This window comes from Rhodococcus sp. DT1 (assembly GCF_049844875.1).
Taxonomy (GTDB): Bacteria; Actinomycetota; Actinomycetes; order Mycobacteriales; family Mycobacteriaceae; genus Rhodococcus.
In genome coordinates this window covers 184563-201991 of record NZ_JBNCLW010000004.1, presented here as the reverse complement: position 1 = coordinate 201991, position 17429 = coordinate 184563, and the positions used below count along the sequence as shown (strand labels likewise).

Below are 17429 nucleotides of genomic sequence, written 5' to 3'. Positions count from 1 at the left end.
GCCTACTCTCGAGTAGTCACCGCCGACGCGTCCGCCCGTCAACCCTCGTCGATCTTCGGATCGAACTGGAGGCGACCATGGCCCTACTTGCGTCCGTACCCGTTCTTCTCGCACTCGTCGTGCTTCTGTACTTCGTCTCGTGCCGCATCGTCGATCACGAGATACGCAGCGCCGAACGCGAATACGGTGGCATGCCGGCCGACTCGCCCGCCGTGCCGGATCCCATTGTCCCGGGGATGCCCCCTGTCCCGGGGATGCCCGCCCACCGGTGAGCCGGGCCCCGCACGAGTGCGGGTCTCCGAGCGCTCACTCGTTCGAGATGCGCTCGCGGCAGGATCAGTCGGTGGCGGGAGTCGTGTCACCTGCCGCCGGACGTACGCGCGGGGGTTCCGGCGCGATCGGCGGGTGCGCCGGCCGCCGACTCCGGTACAACGCGAGTGCGCCGAGCACGACCGCGGCGAGCGCGCCCGTCGTGACGAGTGCCTTGCGTCCCGGGCGGGGCGCTGTGCGCCGACGAGGTGCGGCGGCGAGCGCGGCCTTCTCCCGGCGGGCGTCCTGGACCCGCTCGACGGCATTTTTCGTCAGTTCCAGCCCTTGGCGGGAGAGCACGAGGCCTGCCGCCGCGGATCCCTGCGCCAGGGTGACCGCGCCCTCGCCGGCGACATGCAGGGCGTCGCTCAGGCTTCCCGTCTGTGCCAGGGGATATACGAGGTCGGGGAGGGAACCGCTGCGGGTGCTGGAGTCGCTCACCTTCGTCATACGTCCCACTCTTCCATACCGCAGCACGTGTTCCCGTCTGTCGTGCGGTGCCGACAGGGGAAGGACCGCGTAGGCCCCGAAGCCAGGAATGGCACCATAGGGGAATGACGTCACCGAATCAGACAGCAACCGCCACCCTCCACACCAACCGCGGAGACATCGTGATCGCGCTCTTCGGCAACCATGCCCCGAAGACCGTGGAAAACTTCGTCGGACTCGCCACCGGCACCAAGGAATACAAGTCCGCGAACGCGAAGGGCGAGTCCAGCGGACCGTTCTACGACGGTTCGGTGTTCCACCGCGTGATCGACGGCTTCATGATCCAGGGCGGCGACCCCACCGGCACCGGTCGCGGCGGCCCGGGCTACCAGTTCGGTGACGAGTTCCACCCCGAACTGCAGTTCGACCGCGGCTACCTGCTCGCCATGGCAAACGCGGGCCCGGGCACCAACGGCTCGCAGTTCTTCATCACCGTCGGCCCGACGCCGCACCTCAACCGTCGCCACACGATCTTCGGTGAGGTCGTGGACGCCGACTCGAAGAAGGTCGTCGACGAGATCGCCACGACCAGCACCGATCGCGCCGACCGTCCGGTCGACGAGGTCGTCATCAACAGCATCACCATCTCCTGAGAGAAGTGCCATGACGAACCCCGGCTGGGGTCCTGCGGCCGAGGGTGGTGGCCGGCAGCCCCAGCCGAGGTGCGTCCGCCACCCCGATCGCCCCACTCTGCTCACCTGCACTCGATGCGGGCGTCCGTACTGTCCCGAGTGCCTGCGTCCGGCCGCGGTCGGCCAGCACTGCGTGGACTGTGTCGCCGAGGCCGCCCGGTCCACCCCGCAGGCCCGGACCATCGCGGGTGCGCCCGCACGTTCGGCGAAGACGACCCCGATCGTGACGTACACGCTCATCGCGCTGAACGTCCTGGTCTTCCTCGTCACGGCCGCACAGTCCGGCAGCGTGATGAACAACGAGCGGTCGTCACCGCTGTTTCTCGACTGGGCTCTGTGGCCGCCGGCGATCGCCGCCAACGGTGACTACATCCGGATTATCGGCAGCGGATTCCTGCACTTCGGCCTGATGCATCTCGCGATCAACATGTTCGCGCTCTGGATCATCGGCCGCGACACCGAGTTGGTTCTCGGCCGCGCCCGTTACCTGTCGGTGTACGTGATCTCGATCCTCGGCGGTTCCGCCGCGGTGATGCTCCTGCAGACGGGGGCCGTCACGGCCGGCGCGTCCGGTGCGGTCTTCGGATTGCTCGGCGCCCAAGCGGTGATCCTCATGAGGCTCCGCCGCAGTCCCGCTCCGGTGCTGGCGGTCGTCGCGCTGAATGTGGTCATCAGCATCACGATCCCGGGGATCTCCCTGTGGGGACATCTCGGCGGGCTGGTGGCAGGTGCGGCCGCCACCGCGGCACTGCTGTACGGGCCGCAATCGCTCCGTGCGGGCAACGATCGCGCGCGGGCGACTCGCACGGGATGGGTCGCACTCGGTGCGGTCGCCATCCTCGTCGTGGCGGTGGTCGTGGTCGCGGTTCTTCGCTTACGGGCTCAGCTGGGCTTGTGATCGGGTGCCAGCCCCCGCGCGCCGAGTGCTTCGTGCACCTCGCGGGGGTCGGCTCCCAGATCCCAGCGACCGAAGATCATCAGGCTCTCGGAGCCGTCGCGAGGATCAATAGTGTCGATTTCCAGCATGGGCACCCGCCTGCCCATGCGGGGATACTCCACGAGTCGCACGCGGTGCAGCGCCGCGGCCGGGTACTCGCGTCGTCCCGTCAGCCGGGTCACGGCGAGTCCCGAGGATTCGGGTAGAACCTCGAGGCGGGGACGCTGGCGCCAGGCGGAGGCAGCGAATGCGAGCACCAGTGCGGCCGCGACCCCCACGAGGACACGTCCGGCCGCATCGACCGCCGTCGCAGCCGCCACCGCGAGCGCGACGCCTCCGGCAGCAAGGGCCACGACGGCGCCGGGCGGAGTGGACCACCGTGGTGTGTTCTCGGCGCTCACGTCAGCCCTCACATCGCTTTGTACACAGGGTTATCCCCAGGTGGGGATGAATAACAAAGATGTAATCCACAGAACGAGGCGCGATTTCAGCGCCATCTCATCGTCATGACGAGCCCGGCCACCATGAACCCGAATCCGATGAGGAAGTTGTAGGCACCCAGCGAATTCATCCACGAAATCTGTTCTGCGGCCAGGTAATACACCACCAGCCACAGCAAACCGATGATCATGAGGCCGAGCATCACCGACACGTAGAGGGTGCTCGACGGCGCAGCTTTCACCTTCACCGGTGTGCGGCTCACCGTCCTGGGGGCCGCGCTGTCGTCCTTCTTACGTACCTTCGACTTGGGCATCGTGTCCTCGTTCTTGCGACTCCGCCCGTGCCGGACGAGCGGAGTAAGTTGGGCAGCTACCTGTGCTGTATACGCTAACGCTGTCCTGTTCACGCTAACGTAAGGCCGGAACGGAGGGGTGAGGTGTCCGAGTGGCGGCCGCGTCGAGTGGCCTGGGGTTCCGCGACCCTGGCCGTGTGCCTCGTGGGCGGTCTGTTGATCGGTACCACCCGCGGCGTCTCCGACGGCAACGAACTCCGCGTCGGTGACTCGCCGCGCCTGTCCGATCTGGTCCGGGCCGCACAATCCGGAACCGACGACCTCGCGACCACCCGTGACGACCTCGCCCAGCAGGTCGCGCAGGTGCAGGCCCGCGTCGCCGCGACCGACGGCGACGTCGCGTCCGTGCTCGACGAACTTTCCGCCGTCGCGGATCCGGCGGGGCAGACGGCTCTGCGCGGACCGGGGATCACGGTGACCCTCACCGATGCGTCGCGCGACGCCGACGGTAAGTATCCGTCCGGTGCGTCGCCGGACGACCTCGTGGTGCACCAGCAGGACGTCCAGAGCGTGCTCAATGCGATGTGGGCCGGCGGCGCCGAGGCCATCTCGATGCAGGACCAGCGGATCGTCGCGACGTCGGCGCCGCGCTGTATCGGCAACACTCTGCTGCTCCACGGCCGCACGTATTCCCCGCCCTACGTCATCACCGCCCTCGGCGACCGGTCGCGTCTCGAGGCTGCCCTCGGGGCCGAACCGGGTATCCGGCTGTACAAGCAGTACGCGACCCGCTACGGGCTGGGCTACACGCAGACCGCGGGTGACGACAAGTCCGTTCCCGCCTATACCGGGGGCGCGCCCGCCCGCTGACCTGTGGGTACTCTCGTGGCATGCGCATCCTGGTCGTCGACAACTACGACAGCTTCGTCTTCAATCTGGTCCAGTATCTCGGGCAGCTCGGCACGACGGCCGACGTGTGGCGCAACGACGACGACCGGCTCACCGCGCCCGGCGCCCTGGCCCGTGTCGCCCAGGACTTCGACGGTGTGCTGCTGAGCCCGGGACCGGGCACCCCCGAGCGTGCGGGCGTGAGCATCGACCTCGTCAAGGCGTGCGCCGACACGAGCACTCCGCTGCTCGGCGTATGTCTGGGACACCAGTCGATCGGGGTCGCCTTCGGCGCGACGGTCGACCGGGCCCCTGAACTGCTGCACGGCAAGACCAGCGTCGTGCGGCACAACGACACCGGTGTTCTCGCGGGCCTGCCCAGTCCCTTCACCGCCACGCGCTACCACTCGCTGACCGTCCTTCCCGAAACCATGCCAGCCGAGCTCGAGGCGACCGGTCACACCGAGAGCGGCGTCATCATGGCGTTGCGCCACTCCGAGTTGCCGATCCACGGCGTGCAGTTCCACCCCGAGTCCGTGCTCACCCAAGGTGGTCACCGGATGCTCGCGAACTGGCTCGGGATGTGCGGCGAGGCGCCGGAGGAGACTCTCGTCGCGCAGCTGGAGGCCGAAATGGCACGCGCGCTCGACGGTGGCGCTGCCTGACCCGCACGCACTACGACGAAGGTCCCGGACATGATGTCCGGGACCTTCGTCGTCAGGCGGGAGCGATCAGCGGATACCGAGAACTCCCACACCGATCGTGATCGTCTGGGTCTTGGAAATCTCCGAGCCCGGAGGTTGCGCCTGGGTGATCACGGTGCCCACCAGGTCCGGGGACAGCGTGGCTTCACGAGTCTGCACGAGATCCGACGCGGAGCCGGTCCACCCGGCGCTCCGCAGCGCCGACAGCGCCTCCGACACCGAGCGGTTGGTGACCACCGGCATCTCGACGCGGTCACCGTTGGAGACCTTGATCGTCACCGTCGACCCTTGTGCTGCGGACGCGCCGCCCGCGGGGCTCGTCGACACCACAGTGCCGTCCGGCTCGCTCGAGTCGACCTGCTCGACGACGACCTCGAAGCCGGCACCTTCGATGTTGCCGGTGGCCACGGCGGTGGCCTGACCGACCACGTTGGGCACCCGAACCTGTTCCGGTCCGCTTCCCAGCGTGATGGTGACTTCGCCGTCACGCTCGATGCTCGCGCCCGCGGCCGGGCTCTGTCCGACCACGAGATCCACATCGTCGGCGTCCGACGGCGCTCGCTGCACGTCCGAGCCGAGACGCAGACCCACGGCGGCGAGCTCCTGCGCGGCCCGCTGCTGTGACATTCCGGTGAGGCGGGGGATCTGCACCTGCTCCGGCCCGCTCGACACCTCGAGTGTCACGGTCGATCCCTCTTCGACCTGCGTACCCGAGACGGGCCGGGTGTTGATGACGTTGCCACGTGCCACCACCGGATCGTTCTTCTGCTGGATCGACACCCGGAAACCGGCGTCCTGCAGCTGGTTCTCCGCCACATCCGAGGTCAGGTTCCGGACATCGGGGACCGCCACCTGTGCGGCGGTCGAACCGGGACCGAGCGACCACAGGAACACACCCACGATGCCCACGACCACCAGCGCGACGAGACCGAGGAGCACGCGCTTGGTGACCGACCCGCCGCCTCCACCGGAATCACTGCTCCCCGCAGCACCCGCCGGGGCGGCCGGCGCCACTCGCGCGTGCCGTCCCGGATTCGTATCCGCGGAGTCGAGCAGGGTGGTGCGGTCCTCGTCGGTCATCACCATCGGAGCGCTGGGTCGCTGACCGTTGAGTACCCGGATCAGGTCGCTGCGCATCTCGGCTGCGGACTGGTAGCGGTTGGCGGGATTCTTCGCCATCGCCTTCAGGATCACCGAGTCGAGCTCGTGCGGAATCGACGGATTCACCGACGACGGCAGCGGCGGATCCTCCCGGACGTGCTGGTATGCGACCGCCACGGGAGAGTCGCCCTTGAACGGCGGTTCGCCGGTGAGGATTTCGAACAGCACGCAGCCGACGGAATACACGTCCGACCGCGCGTCGACCTGCTCGCCGCGCGCCTGCTCGGGCGACAGGTACTGGGCCGTACCGATCACGGCGGCGGTCTGCGTCATGGGGCTGGCGGCGTCCGACAACGCACGGGCGATGCCGAAGTCCATGACCTTCACGGCCCCGGCCTTGTTGATCATGACGTTCGCGGGCTTGACGTCCCGGTGCACGATCATGTTGCGGTGGCTGAAGTCCAGCGCTGCGCAGACGTCGGCGATGACCTCCATCGCGCGCTTGGGTGCCATCGGGCCGTCGCGGCGAACGATGTCGCGCAGGGTGTCGCCCTCGACGTACTCCATGACGATGTAGGGCAGCGGCCCGGCATCGGTCTCGGCCTCGCCGGTGTCGTAGACCGCGACAATCGCGGGATGATTGAGCGCCGCGGCGTTCTGTGCTTCGCGACGGAAACGCAGATAGAACGTGGGATCGCGCGCGAGATCCGCACGCAGAACCTTGATCGCCACGTCCCGGCCGAGCCGTGTGTCCCGCGCGAGGTGTACCTCGGACATGCCGCCGAAGCCGAGGATCTCACCCAGCTCGTACCGAGAGGAGAGCTTGCGCGGTGTGGTCATGACGTTCCTTGGGTGTCCGGCGGTGCGTTGTTCGTACCGTTGCTGGCTTCGGGATCTGGGTCCCCGCCGTCTGCGTCTCCGTCCGCCTCACCGTCGGTCTCGCCGGCGTCCGGCGCCGTCACCGTGGTCGTGGTGGGTGTGGTTGTCGCGTTCGTGGTTGTGGGGACGGTCGTGGTGGGAGCATCCGTCGTCGGCGGCACCGTGGTGGTCGGCGGGACGGTCGTGGTGGGTGCGTCGAAAGTCGGTGTCTCGACCGGGGCCGGGGCAGGCACGGTTTCCTGGGTGATCGTGGTGGTCCGAGGGGGCCGCGTCGTCGTGGTCGTCGAGGGACGGGTCGTCGTGATCTGGGTCGTCGGCGACGGTCCGGGTGTTCGCGTTCCCTCGTCGTCCCCGCCGAACAAGACGATCCCCAGCGTCACCAGGGCGAGCAGGATCGCCGCACCCGCGGCCCACGCCAACGCAGTCGGGCTCGGCCCGCGTTTGCCGCCGTCACCGTCGCCGGCCGGCCCACCCGTCGTCGGCGGTCCCGAGACGGGCGGCTGTCCCGCTGTCGGGGGCAGCGCACCGGTCTGCGGCTGGGTGTAGGCGGTCGGGGAGTAGTACTGATTCGGATCGAGCGCGCGCGTGGCGGCAGTCGGCGCCGAGGTGCCCGGAACCCCGGGCGGCAGGACGCGATTCGCGCTGGTCACCGGCGGCACGTTGCCGGGCGGAGGCGCAGCCCGGCCCGAGCGCACCGCGGCCACCGCGTTCGCGAACTCGCCGCCGTTGGAATAGCGCTGGAGCGGGTCCTTCGAGATCGCAATGCTGATGAGTTCGCGCACCTCGGCCGGGAGATCGTTCGGCAGCGGAGCCGGTGTCTCCTGGACGTGCTTCATCGCGACCGTCACCACGCTGTCGCCGAGGAACGGGCGGCGACCCGACAGCACCTCGTAGCCGACGATGCCCAGCGAGTACACGTCACTCGCGGAGGTCGCCTCCTGCCCGAGAGCCTGCTCCGGGGCGATGTACTGGGCGGTTCCCATCACCATGCCGGTGCGGGTGACCGGAGACGCGTCGACGGCCTTCGCGATGCCGAAGTCCGTGATCTTCACCTGCCCCGTGGGCGTGATGAGGATGTTCCCGGGCTTGACGTCGCGGTGCACGACACCGGCATTGTGCGCGGCCTGCAGCGCACGCCCGGTCTGCTCGAGCATGTCCAGGGCGTGGGGAAGCGAAAGCCGGCCCACCCGCGAAAGCACCGCGTTGAGCGGTTCGCCGTGGACCAGTTCCATCACCAGGTAGGCGATGGACTGGCCTTCGGTGTCGGTGGTCTCGCCGTAGTCGAACACCCCGGCGATGCCCGGGTGGTTCAGCTGTGCGGTGGTGCGCGCCTCGAACCGGAAGCGCGCGAGGAAGTCCTCGTCGCCCGAGAGTTCGGCCTTGAGCACCTTGACCGCGACGCGCCGGTCGAGCCGGGTGTCGAGTCCCTCCCACACCTGTCCCATGCCGCCGGTCGCGATGAGGCGCTGGAGTCGATATCTGTCGGCGATCATGGCGCCGTTGCTCAAAGCCATGTCAGCCTCCCTGTAACCCGGCCGAGATCACGGCTCGTCCGATGGGCGCGGCCACTGAGCCGCCGGTCGCGGCGAGTGCACGGTCGCCACCGTCCTCCACGATCACCGCGATGGCGATAGTGGGTTGCTGCGCCGGCGCAAACGCGATGTACCACGTGTGCGGCGGGGTGTTGCGAGGATCGCTGCCGTGCTCCGCGGTCCCGGTCTTCGACGCGATCTTCACACCGGGGATGCCCTGGCCTCCGGCGAAGTCCTCGGCACCCACCATCAGGTCGGTGAGGGTCGCGGCGACCTCCGGCGCAATGGCCTGGCCCAGGGACTCCGGTGTGGTCTCCTCGAGTACCGCGAGATCGGGACCCTGCAGACGCTCGACCAGATACGGCTCCATCCGGACACCACCGTTGGCGATGGTCGCGGCGATCGACGCGTTCTCGAGCGGGGTGAGCGCAACGTCGCGCTGCCCGATGCTCGTCTGGCCCAGAGCGGCCCCGTCCGGGATGGGCCCGATGGTGCTGGGCGCGACCGGCAGTGGCACTTCCATGTTTTCGTCGATTCCCAGCGCTTCGGCCTGGTCGACGAGGGCTTCCCGCCCGGTGGCGATGCCCATTTCGACGAAGGCGGTATTGCACGAGCGTGCGAACGCCTCACGCAGCGTCACCGTAGGTGCGCCACCGCACGCGGCACCACCGTAGTTCTCGAGGGTGGTCGCCGTGTCGGGCAGGGTGATGTTCGGGGCAGCGGTGAGCTGGGTGTCCGGGGTGACGCCGGACTCGAGGGCCGCGGCCGTGACGACGACCTTGAAGGTCGAACCCGGCGGATAGGTCTGCGAGATCGCGCGGTTGAGCATCGGCTTGTCGGGATCGGCGTTGAGTTCGTCCCACGCCGCCGACGTCGCCGCCCCGTCGTGTCCGGAGAGCCGGTTGGGGTTGTAACTGGGCGTGCTCACCATGGTCAGGATCCGGCCCGTGCTGGGTTCGATCGCGACGACCGAACCGGTGTAGCCCCTGCTCGTCAGTTCGTCGTACGCGACCTGCTGCATGACGGGGTCGATCGTCGTGACGACGTTGCCGCCACGGGGATTGCGCCCGGAGACCAGATCGAACAATCGCTGACCGAACAGCAGGTTGTCGGACCCGTTGAGCAGCGCATCCTCGGAGCGCTCGAGTCCGGTGCTGCCGTACTGCATCGAGTAGAAGCCGGTGACAGGCGCGTAGGCGAGCGGGCTCATGGGCTGATTCGGCGGCGCCGGATATTCACGCAGGTACTTGTAGCGGCTGTCGGTCGGGATCGAGACGGCAAGCGCCTGCCCGGCCGCGGCGATCTGACCGCGCTGACGGGAGTACTCGTCGATCAGCACGCGGGAGTTGCGCGGATCGGTGCGCAGGTCATCGGCCTTGATGACCTGCACATACGTGGCGTTGGCGAGAAGAGCGACGACCATGAACATCACCGCCATCGCGACCTTACGAAGCGGACCGTTCATTCGCGCCCCAACATTTCCGTCGGCGCGTCCGCGATCGGCGTGGCCTTCTTCCGCGGAACCACAGGCTCGCGGGCAGCATGGGAGATCTTCATCAGCAGTGCCAGGAGTAGATAGTTGGCGAGCAGAGACGAACCGCCGTACGACACGAACGGTGTGGTCAGGCCCGTCAGGGGGATCAACTTCGTCACGCCTCCGACCACCACGAAGAGCTGGACCGCCAGGGTGAACGACAGGCCGGCGGCGAGGAGCTTGCCGAAGCTGTCGCGGATCGCCAGGGCGGTGCGAAGGCCCCGGATGACCAGAATCAGGAACAACAGCAGGATGGCGGCGAGCCCGATGAGACCGAGTTCCTCACCGATGGTGGCGACGATGAAGTCCGTTTTCGCGAACGGCACCTGGATCGGCCGTCCGCTTCCGAGACCGGTACCCGCGACACCGCCGGTCGCGAGACCGAACAGCGACTGGGAGATCTGGTAGCCGGTGTTGTTGTAATCGGCGAACGGGTCGAGCCACGTCTCGACACGCACCCGGACGTGGCCGAACATCTGGTACGCGAAATAGAACCCGACCGCGAGCAGCGAGAAGCCGATCACCAGCCAGCCGACGCGTTCGGTCGCGATGTACAGCATCACGAGAACGGTGGTGAACAGCAGCAGCGACGTACCGAGGTCCTTCTCGAACACCATCACACCGATGGAGAGAACCCAGGCCGCGAGGATCGGGCCGAGATCACGAGCCCGGGGGAAGTCCATGCCGAGGAAATGCTTGCCGGCGGTGGTGAACAGATCGCGTTTCGCGACGAGCACCGACGCGAAGAAGATGATCAGCAGGATCTTGGCGAACTCACCCGGCTGAATGCTGAATCCGGGCAGCTTGATCCAGATCTTCGCGCCGTTGACCTCGGAGAACCGGGACGGCAGCAGCGCCGGAATCGCGAGCGCGACCAGTCCGATCAGGCCGAGGGTGTAGCTGTACCGCGCGAGCAGACGGTAGTCGTGCAGGAACACGAGGACCGCGATGAACAGCACGATTCCGAGCGCGGTCCACAGCACCTGCTGGGTGGCATCGGGTGACGGCGCTTCCACCCCCATGTAGCGGGCGTTCTCCTGGTCGGCGAGGTCGAGCCGGTGGATGAGCACCAGGCCCAGTCCGTTGAGCAACGCCACGATCGGCAGCAGGAACGGATCGGCGTACTTGGCGAACCGGCGCACGGCGAGATGCGCGACGAGGAACAGCGCCGCGTACGTCACGCCGTACTTCAGGAGATCCGGGGTGATCGTCTGCTCGAGGCTCGCCTCGACGAGTATCAGCGACACCGTGGTGATGCCGATGGCACCCAGGATCAGGAGAAGTTCGGTATTACGACCTGTCGACTGAACCGGTGCCGGAGCGAAGCCACCCGGGGGACTTGGGAAGGCCCCCGCGCCATGGGTCACCGACATCAGGCGCCCACCCTGCAGTTCTGGCCGGGTATCTGGGGCGGCGCAGGAGGTGCCGCCGGTACCTCGGGCGCGGTCGTCTCGGGCGCGGGGAGCGGCTGACCGTCGACCCCGGGTGCCGGTGGTGCCGGCGCAGAAGCTTCGGCGGGAGGAACGCCGGGTGCGGCAGTGCCGTCCGTTCCGGGTGCCGGAGTCGCCGGCGGTGCCGGAGTGGGTTCGGTCGGGGGTGTTTCCTCGACGGAGCACACGGGCAGCAGATCCATCTCGGCGAGACGTTCCATCTGAGCGCTCGTGTCCTCGAGCGAGCCCGACGGCAAGCCCGCGCGAACCTGTTCACGCGCGGCAGGCCACAGATCGTCGACGAGCATGACCCGGCACCGCGCATCACCGGGTGCGGTGAGGGTCAGCGTGCCGTCGTCGGTGAGGCATCCGACGAGGGCGGCTTCCTGCAGCGAATACCCGAAGACGTTTCCGGGCAGGCCGCGCAGGACGGTCACCGCTCCGCTGTTGTCGCCCACGTAGTAGTTGTTGCGGACGAGTTGGCGGCCGACGACCAAGCCGACCGCGAGGAGCGCGACCAGCGCGAGGATGACGACGGGCCACCACAGCCGGCTGCGCTTCTTCGGGGGCGTCTCGGGCGCCTGGACGATCACACGCTTCGGAGCGGCGCGCGGCGGGCGCATCGCGGCGGCGCGTCCGGCAGCGGTGTTCGGAGGGGGAGTGTCCTCGTCGTTGTCGCCCGACGCGGCGCCGGCGACAATCGGCTTGCTCTGCCCGTAGTCGAGGTCGATCACGTCGGCGACGACCACGGTGACGTTGTCGGGGCCACCGCTGCGCAACGCCAGTTCGATGAGCCGGTCGGCGCACTCGTCGTGGGTGCCCTCGCGCATCGTGTTGGCGATCGTCTCGTCGCTCACGACATCCGACAGGCCGTCCGAGCAGATCAGGTAGCGGTCGCCGGCCCGCGCTTCGCGGACGGTCAGCGTCGGCTCGACCTCGGCGCCGGTCAGGGCGCGCATGATGAGCGAACGCTGGGGATGGGTGTGGGCCTGCTCGGCAGTGATACGACCCTCGTCCACCAGCGACTGCACGAACGTGTCGTCACGGGTGATCTGGGTGAGCTGGTCGTCGCGCAGCAGATAGGCGCGGGAGTCGCCGATGTGCGCGAGTCCGAGCTTGCTTCCGGCGAACAGGATGGCCGTGAGGGTGGTGCCCATCCCGTCGAGTTCGGGTTCCTCGTCCACCTGATCGGCGATAGAGGCGTTGCCTTCACGGACCGCGGAATCGAGCTTTCCGAGGAGGTCACCACCGGGCTCGTCGTCGTCGAGATGCGCGAGCGCGGCGATCATCAGCTGGGAGGCGACCTCACCGGCCGCATGCCCGCCCATACCGTCGGCAAGCGCGAGCAGACGTGCGCCGGCGTAGACGGAGTCCTCGTTGTTCGATCGGACGAGGCCGCGGTCGCTGCGGGCGGCATAACGCAATACAAGGGTCACGGGCGGAGCTCGATCACGGTTTTACCCACTCGGACAGGCGTACCGAGAGGGACGCGGACAGCGGTGGTGACTTTCGCACGATCCAGATACGTGCCGTTGGTCGACCCGAGGTCTTCGACGTACCAGTCGGATCCCCGCGGCGACAACCGGGCGTGCCGGGTCGAGGCGTAGTCGTCGGTCAGCACCAGCGTCGAGTCGTCGGCGCGGCCGATGAGGACGGGCTGGGTGCCCAGGGTGATCCGGGTGCCTGCGAGCGCACCGTGGGTCACCACGAGATATTTGGCGGTCTTGTTGCGGCCCAGCGACGGGAGCATCGACTGCTTCGGCGAATACCGAGGCAACGGTCGAGCAGTTCCCGCGTAGATGTCCGACCGCAGACTGCGCAGCACGGACCACACGAACAACCACAACAGGAGGAGGAAACCCGCCCGGGTCAGTTGCAGAATCAACCCCTGCACGGCTCATCCTCCTTCGGCTCGGTCGACCGGCATATGCCGTCCGGTGCGCTGCGGTCACTCACAATACGGACACGGCCGACTCGATACAGCGTCCGACGCGCAGTACACGCGTCGGACGGTGTCGACGGACCCCGTAGGCCCTGGATATCCGCAGCTCAGAGAATGCGCACAAGGATTTCCGAGTGGCCCGCCCGGACGATATCGCCGTCGGCCAGCTGCCAGTCCTGGATGGACGCGCCGTTGACGGTGGTGCCGTTCGTGGATCCGAGATCGGAAAGCATCGCGACCTGGCCGTCCCAGCGGATGTCGATGTGACGACGCGAGACACCCGTGTCGGGGAGACGGAACTGTGCGTCCTGCCCGCGACCGATGATGTTGCTGCCCTCACGGAGCTGGTAGTACCGGCCGCTGCCGTCTTCGAGCTGCAGGGTGGCCGTCAGCACACGACCGGCGGCGGGGGACTGGTAGCCACCTCCCGCGTAACCCTGGTCGTACGCCGGCTCTGCTGCCGCGTAGCCCTGGTCGTATGCCGGCTCGGCGTAGCCCTGCTGGCCGTACGGCTGAGCCTGGTAACCCTGGTCGGCGTAGCCCTGGTCGTATCCGCCGCCCTGCGGCTGCGGAGCCTGGTAACGATCGTCGTAGCCGGGCTGCCCGTACTGCTGAGCGCCGTCGCGGCCGTAGTCCTGGCTGTATGCCTGGGGCTGCGCGCCGTAGGCCTGCTGGTCGTAACCGGCAGGCTGGTCGTACCCGCCCTGCTGGTCGTAACCGGCAGGCTGGTCGTAGCCGCCTTGCTGGGAATAGCCTTGCTGGTAGCCCTGCGGATCGTAGTTCTGATCGCTGTAGGCCTGCTGGTCGTATCCGCCCTGGGCCGGGTCGCCGTAGCCACCCTGGGGCTGGTTGTCGTAACCGCCCTGCTGCGGGTCGCTGTAGGCCTGGCTACCTGCGTAGCCCGCGCCGTTGTTGTAGCCCTGTGCGTAACGCTGATCCTGGCCGACGTGCGCGTGACCGTTGCGTGCGTACTGCGGTTCCGCCTCGGCGGGGTCACGGCTCGGTTCGTAGCCGGGGTTCTGCGTCATGGGGCCAACTCCTGGTTCGGGTGTCACTGTTGGGCGGATCTGCGGGTTCCGCGGAGCCGGGGCGCGCGCCGCTGAGCGCCCCACATCTGGATCAACCGAGCCGCGAGTCCGGAACTGCCCTGTGTGCAGTGCCGACGACGACTCGAAGACGACCTGGATGTCACCGTACGTCTGCCATCCCTGTTCACGGATGAAGTCATCAAGGTGACGCGCGAAGGCCTTGACAGTCAAGTCCCGGTCGGCAGCGAGGGCCTCATGATCGGATTCGCTGATGGTGATCACGTATTTGTTCGGGGCCAGGGTATGGCCTCGATCGAGCTGCTGGACGCCGTCGGTCGCCTCTTGCTGCAGCGCAGCTTCGACTTCCTGAGGAACCACGCCGCCGCCGAACACGCGGGCGAAAGCGTCGCCGATAGCGGACTGAAGCTTGCGTTCGAATCGTTGGGCGATGCCCATTGCGACCCCCTTTCAGGTCTCCGCGTGTCGTGATGCAGATCGTGCAACTGCATGGTATCCACTTTTTCCACGTTTGGACCGGGTGGCACCCCCTGCGTGTTCCGATCGGTAGTGCGCCGGGGTCCCGTGAGGCTCCGTTTTCGCCCTGACCAGGCGAATCGTTGTTTGATTAGGAGCTGTGTTACTGTTTTCTGCGTTGCTCGGGCGAGTGGCGGAATGGCAGACGCGCTGGCTTCAGGTGCCAGTGTCCTTCGGGACGTGGGGGTTCAAGTCCCCCTTCGCCCACCAGGAGCAGTTCCAACGAACTGCACACGAACGAGGTCACGAACTCGAAAGAGATCGGGGCCTCGTTTTTCGTTCGGAAAGGGCCGCGGAGTGCGTGTATCGGCATCTCGCGGGCTGCGCCCCCGGTGACCCCGGTCTCTCGACGACTGCCGACCCACGCTGCGATGTCCTGACGTTCCTGGTCCTCGCGCAGTCTTTCGGATCGCAGATTCCGAAACCGCAGCATCGAGGACCGAATCCGACCTCTTTCGTACATAGCGTTGCCCACGACCGCAGGGAAACAGCGTCGAGGGGGAACCGCCCATGTCCGAACAACGCAACTCCGCCCCGGCCGGCTACACGAGCGTCGCCCCTTGGGTGGTCACCGACGACACCCGCGCTTTCCTGGACTTCGTCGCGCGGGCCTTCGACGGCGAGGAACTCGCCCGGGTCGAGACCGAGGACGGGTCGATCGGGCACGGAGAGATCCGGGTCGGTGACACAGTGGTCCTGGCCTTCGACCGCCGCCCGGAGTGGCCGACCATGCCGAGTCTGCTGCGTGTGTTCGTTCCGGATGCGGACGAGACGTTCGCCAAGTCGGTCGCCGCCGGGGCCGAGGTGGTCACAGAGCTGAGCGACAGCGCGTTCGGTCAGCGAGGGGGACGCATCAAGGATCCGTTCGGAAACATCTGGTGGGTGACATGCCACGTCGAGGACGTACCCGAGGACGTGATGTGGCAGCGAATGCAAGACCCGGTGTACGCCGAGCAGATGCGCGCGGCGCAAGCGACGCTCGATGCCGAGTTGAGCGGACGAAAGCACGGACGCAGCAGCGCTCCTGTGCGCTGACCACGCGGGTCACCCCGCCATAGCGTGAGTTCATCGCAGGGTCCGTGATCGGCACGGGATCGTCTGGCATCCAGGCGATCCGTTCATCGCCGAGTTCGGCGTAGCCGGTCTTCCGCTCGCCACAGGTGGATCTCCCTCGCGCACATCCCGAGTCGGTCCTCGAGGCACACACCATCCAGTGGCTGGTCGATGCCGACGAGGTGTGTCCTGAGCTCGCCGACCGCAGGAACCCGATCAGAAGGCGTCGTTGATGGTGATCCGGTCGTACGTCGCCGGAAAGTCGTCGGCACCAAAGCAGTTCAGGGACGTGGTTTGCCCCACCTGAATCTGTTCCGTCGTGCAGTTGACCAGCGCCACCACTTCGCTTCCGTTCATGAACTTGATTTCTACGATCGCGCTGTCCGTCTCGTCCCGCGCGTTCGTGACTCGAAGACCCTCCACCTGTGCGTTACCGAGCGTGTCCTGGGTAACGGACCATCCGGGCGCATATTGAAATCCGGAGACCTCGAACGGTTGCCCCTCGGCAATCGTCAGCGGGTTGTCGGGGCCGCCCGGAGCAGCGTCGTCCACCTCTGCTGACTCGATCGCCTCGTTGACCTCGTTTCCCGCAAACGCCAGGAGAGCGACGCACCCGCCGATTGCCAGCACGAACACCGCGATCAGCGCGAGCAGGACATTGCGCAGCGTGTGCGACTTCTCCGGCGGCCGAGAGGGTGGTGGCTGGGGCGCAGACGGGGACGGACCGCTGTTCTGGACGCTATCGGTCCACCGGGCTCCGTCCCACCAGCGCATCACTCCCGATGGGTCGCGGTAATAGCCGGGGCCGGGTGATCCGGTGTTGCCTGGATTCGGAGTATCGGACATCAGCGTTTCCTTCCGGCCGATGTGGATCCGGTTTCTTCAAGGTAGTGAGCCGAGGCACGTATCCGCAGGCCTACTCCGCGGAAACGAAAACAAACCGTAGGATTGATATATCGTCGTATTCAAACCGATAGTATGTGAGCGAGGCTGCGATGGGTTCGAATTCGTGAGTATCGACGGTTCTCCCCCGTTACCGGCTGCGGCGGCGCAGTCTCAGGCGGGCGCAGGTCCTTTGCCGAGCGCAGTCTTCACTGCGAAACCCGCCAAAAGTGTCCCGGCAGCCCATCGCTGGGCGAGCATCACGCGCGGCCGGGCGAACAGGAAACCCGCGATCTTCGCCGCTCCGAGCACGATCATCCCGTTGACAGCGACTGCGATCACGATCTGGACCGCGCCGAGTTGGAGGAGTTGCAGCCACACCGGGCCCGATTCCGGAGACACGAACTGGGGGAGCAGCGCGGCGTACATCAATGCGATCTTCGGGTTGAGCAGGTTGGTCAGAAGGCCCATCCCGAAGAGCCGGCGATCGCTTACCGGATCCAGTTCGCGAGGGGAGAACAGGCCACGTCCGCCGAGGCGGATCATTCCCCAGGCCAGGTATACGAGATACGCAGCGCCGGCCAGTTTCAGCACGGTGAACGCCGCAGGGACCGCGCCGAACACGACAGACAGACCGGCAACTGCCATCAGCAGATAGCAGAGGAATCCCACCCCCGTGCCCGCCAACGACACCAGGCCGGCGCGTCGGCCCTGTCCGATCGCGCGGGACGTCAGGTAGACCATGTTCGGCCCGGGGGTGAGCACCATGCCGAGCTCGATGAGGGCGATACCCCCTGCTGCGGCCGCATCGACGATCATCCG

General features: G+C 67.3%; 18 protein-coding genes and 1 tRNA gene. 7 read left to right on the top strand and 12 right to left on the bottom strand.

The genetic code is table 11. The features are described from left to right. The first annotated feature begins 77 nt into the window (after nt 1–77). On the top strand, nt 78–272 hold the full coding sequence (locus ACLQ3J_RS11595; protein ID WP_422423267.1) for a hypothetical protein: 195 nt from the start codon (nt 78–80) through the stop codon (nt 270–272). A 64-nt stretch (nt 273–336) separates the two neighbouring features. On the opposite strand, the gene ACLQ3J_RS11590 is transcribed toward ACLQ3J_RS11595, so the two are convergent. Next, complete coding sequence (locus ACLQ3J_RS11590) at nt 337–759, bottom strand: hypothetical protein (RefSeq protein ID WP_169652298.1); 423 nt, start codon at nt 757–759, stop codon at nt 337–339. 104 nt (nt 760–863) lie between these two features. On the opposite strand from ACLQ3J_RS11590, the gene ACLQ3J_RS11585 reads away from it, so the two are divergent. Both ACLQ3J_RS11585 and ACLQ3J_RS11580 read left to right on the top strand, forming a co-directional pair. Next, the gene (locus ACLQ3J_RS11585) at nt 864–1391 is read left to right on the top strand and encodes a peptidylprolyl isomerase (protein ID WP_169620881.1); all 528 of its coding nucleotides are present in this window, start codon (nt 864–866) and stop codon (nt 1389–1391) included. A gap of 10 nt (nt 1392–1401) precedes the next feature. Continuing rightward, nucleotides 1402–2328 carry a rhomboid family intramembrane serine protease gene (locus tag ACLQ3J_RS11580; protein WP_169620880.1) on the top strand — a complete coding sequence of 309 codons (927 nt, stop codon included), beginning with the start codon at nt 1402–1404 and terminating at the stop codon, nt 2326–2328. Here ACLQ3J_RS11580 and ACLQ3J_RS11575 read toward each other — a convergent pair. Beyond that, on the bottom strand, nt 2313–2768 hold the full coding sequence (locus ACLQ3J_RS11575) for a PH domain-containing protein (protein ID WP_169620879.1): 456 nt from the start codon (nt 2766–2768) through the stop codon (nt 2313–2315). The genes ACLQ3J_RS11580 and ACLQ3J_RS11575 overlap by 16 nt on opposite strands. Before the next feature lie 86 nt (nt 2769–2854). Then, a complete protein-coding gene (crgA, locus tag ACLQ3J_RS11570; RefSeq protein ID WP_169620878.1) occupies nt 2855–3121 on the bottom strand; it encodes a cell division protein CrgA in 267 nt (88 codons plus the stop codon). 123 nt (nt 3122–3244) lie between these two features. On the opposite strand from crgA, the gene ACLQ3J_RS11565 reads away from it, so the two are divergent. Both ACLQ3J_RS11565 and ACLQ3J_RS11560 read left to right on the top strand, forming a co-directional pair. Next, the gene (locus tag ACLQ3J_RS11565; RefSeq protein WP_169620877.1) at nt 3245–3970 is read left to right on the top strand and encodes a DUF881 domain-containing protein; all 726 of its coding nucleotides are present in this window, start codon (nt 3245–3247) and stop codon (nt 3968–3970) included. Between the two features lie 20 nt (nt 3971–3990). After that, nucleotides 3991–4653 carry an aminodeoxychorismate/anthranilate synthase component II gene (locus ACLQ3J_RS11560; protein ID WP_169620876.1) on the top strand — a complete coding sequence of 221 codons (663 nt, stop codon included), beginning with the start codon at nt 3991–3993 and terminating at the stop codon, nt 4651–4653. A 66-nt stretch (nt 4654–4719) separates the two neighbouring features. On the opposite strand, the gene pknB is transcribed toward ACLQ3J_RS11560, so the two are convergent. The 7 genes from pknB to ACLQ3J_RS11525 all read right to left on the bottom strand — a co-directional run bounded on the left by pknB (nt 4720) and on the right by ACLQ3J_RS11525 (nt 14594). After that, the gene (pknB, locus tag ACLQ3J_RS11555) at nt 4720–6633 is read right to left on the bottom strand and encodes a Stk1 family PASTA domain-containing Ser/Thr kinase (protein WP_169620875.1); all 1914 of its coding nucleotides are present in this window, start codon (nt 6631–6633) and stop codon (nt 4720–4722) included. Continuing rightward, complete coding sequence (locus ACLQ3J_RS11550; RefSeq protein WP_169620874.1) at nt 6630–8186, bottom strand: serine/threonine-protein kinase; 1557 nt, start codon at nt 8184–8186, stop codon at nt 6630–6632. Before ACLQ3J_RS11550 ends, pknB begins: the two co-directional genes overlap by 4 nt. A 1-nt stretch (nt 8187) precedes the next feature. Continuing rightward, nucleotides 8188–9669, bottom strand: a complete 1482-nt coding sequence (locus tag ACLQ3J_RS11545) for a peptidoglycan D,D-transpeptidase FtsI family protein (RefSeq protein ID WP_296551347.1) — start codon at nt 9667–9669, stop codon at nt 8188–8190. Further along, nucleotides 9666–11111, bottom strand: a complete 1446-nt coding sequence (locus ACLQ3J_RS11540; RefSeq protein ID WP_169652295.1) for an FtsW/RodA/SpoVE family cell cycle protein — start codon at nt 11109–11111, stop codon at nt 9666–9668. Before ACLQ3J_RS11540 ends, ACLQ3J_RS11545 begins: the two co-directional genes overlap by 4 nt. Then, a complete protein-coding gene (locus tag ACLQ3J_RS11535; protein ID WP_378527209.1) occupies nt 11111–12604 on the bottom strand; it encodes a PP2C family protein-serine/threonine phosphatase in 1494 nt (497 codons plus the stop codon). Before ACLQ3J_RS11535 ends, ACLQ3J_RS11540 begins: the two co-directional genes overlap by 1 nt. Next, nucleotides 12601–13062, bottom strand: coding sequence for an FHA domain-containing protein FhaB/FipA (locus tag ACLQ3J_RS11530; RefSeq protein WP_169620870.1), 462 nt, complete (start codon nt 13060–13062; stop codon nt 12601–12603). The genes ACLQ3J_RS11535 and ACLQ3J_RS11530 overlap by 4 nt, the downstream gene beginning before the upstream one ends. 155 nt (nt 13063–13217) lie before the next feature. Further along, nucleotides 13218–14594 carry an FhaA domain-containing protein gene (locus ACLQ3J_RS11525; protein ID WP_422423265.1) on the bottom strand — a complete coding sequence of 459 codons (1377 nt, stop codon included), beginning with the start codon at nt 14592–14594 and terminating at the stop codon, nt 13218–13220. A 202-nt stretch (nt 14595–14796) separates the two neighbouring features. Here ACLQ3J_RS11525 and ACLQ3J_RS11520 point away from each other — a divergent pair. Continuing rightward, nucleotides 14797–14882, top strand: a tRNA-Leu gene (locus ACLQ3J_RS11520). Nucleotides 14883–15182: 300 nt separating this feature from the next. Beyond that, nucleotides 15183–15707, top strand: coding sequence for a VOC family protein (locus ACLQ3J_RS11515; RefSeq protein WP_169620868.1), 525 nt, complete (start codon nt 15183–15185; stop codon nt 15705–15707). Nucleotides 15708–15941: 234 nt separating this feature from the next. On the opposite strand, the gene ACLQ3J_RS11510 is transcribed toward ACLQ3J_RS11515, so the two are convergent. Next, on the bottom strand, nt 15942–16571 hold the full coding sequence (locus ACLQ3J_RS11510) for a DUF2510 domain-containing protein (RefSeq protein WP_425903287.1): 630 nt from the start codon (nt 16569–16571) through the stop codon (nt 15942–15944). A 210-nt stretch (nt 16572–16781) separates the two neighbouring features. Beyond that, the gene (locus ACLQ3J_RS11505; RefSeq protein WP_422423278.1) at nt 16782–17423 is read right to left on the bottom strand and encodes a LysE family translocator; all 642 of its coding nucleotides are present in this window, start codon (nt 17421–17423) and stop codon (nt 16782–16784) included. Nucleotides 17424–17429: the final 6 nt, after the last annotated feature.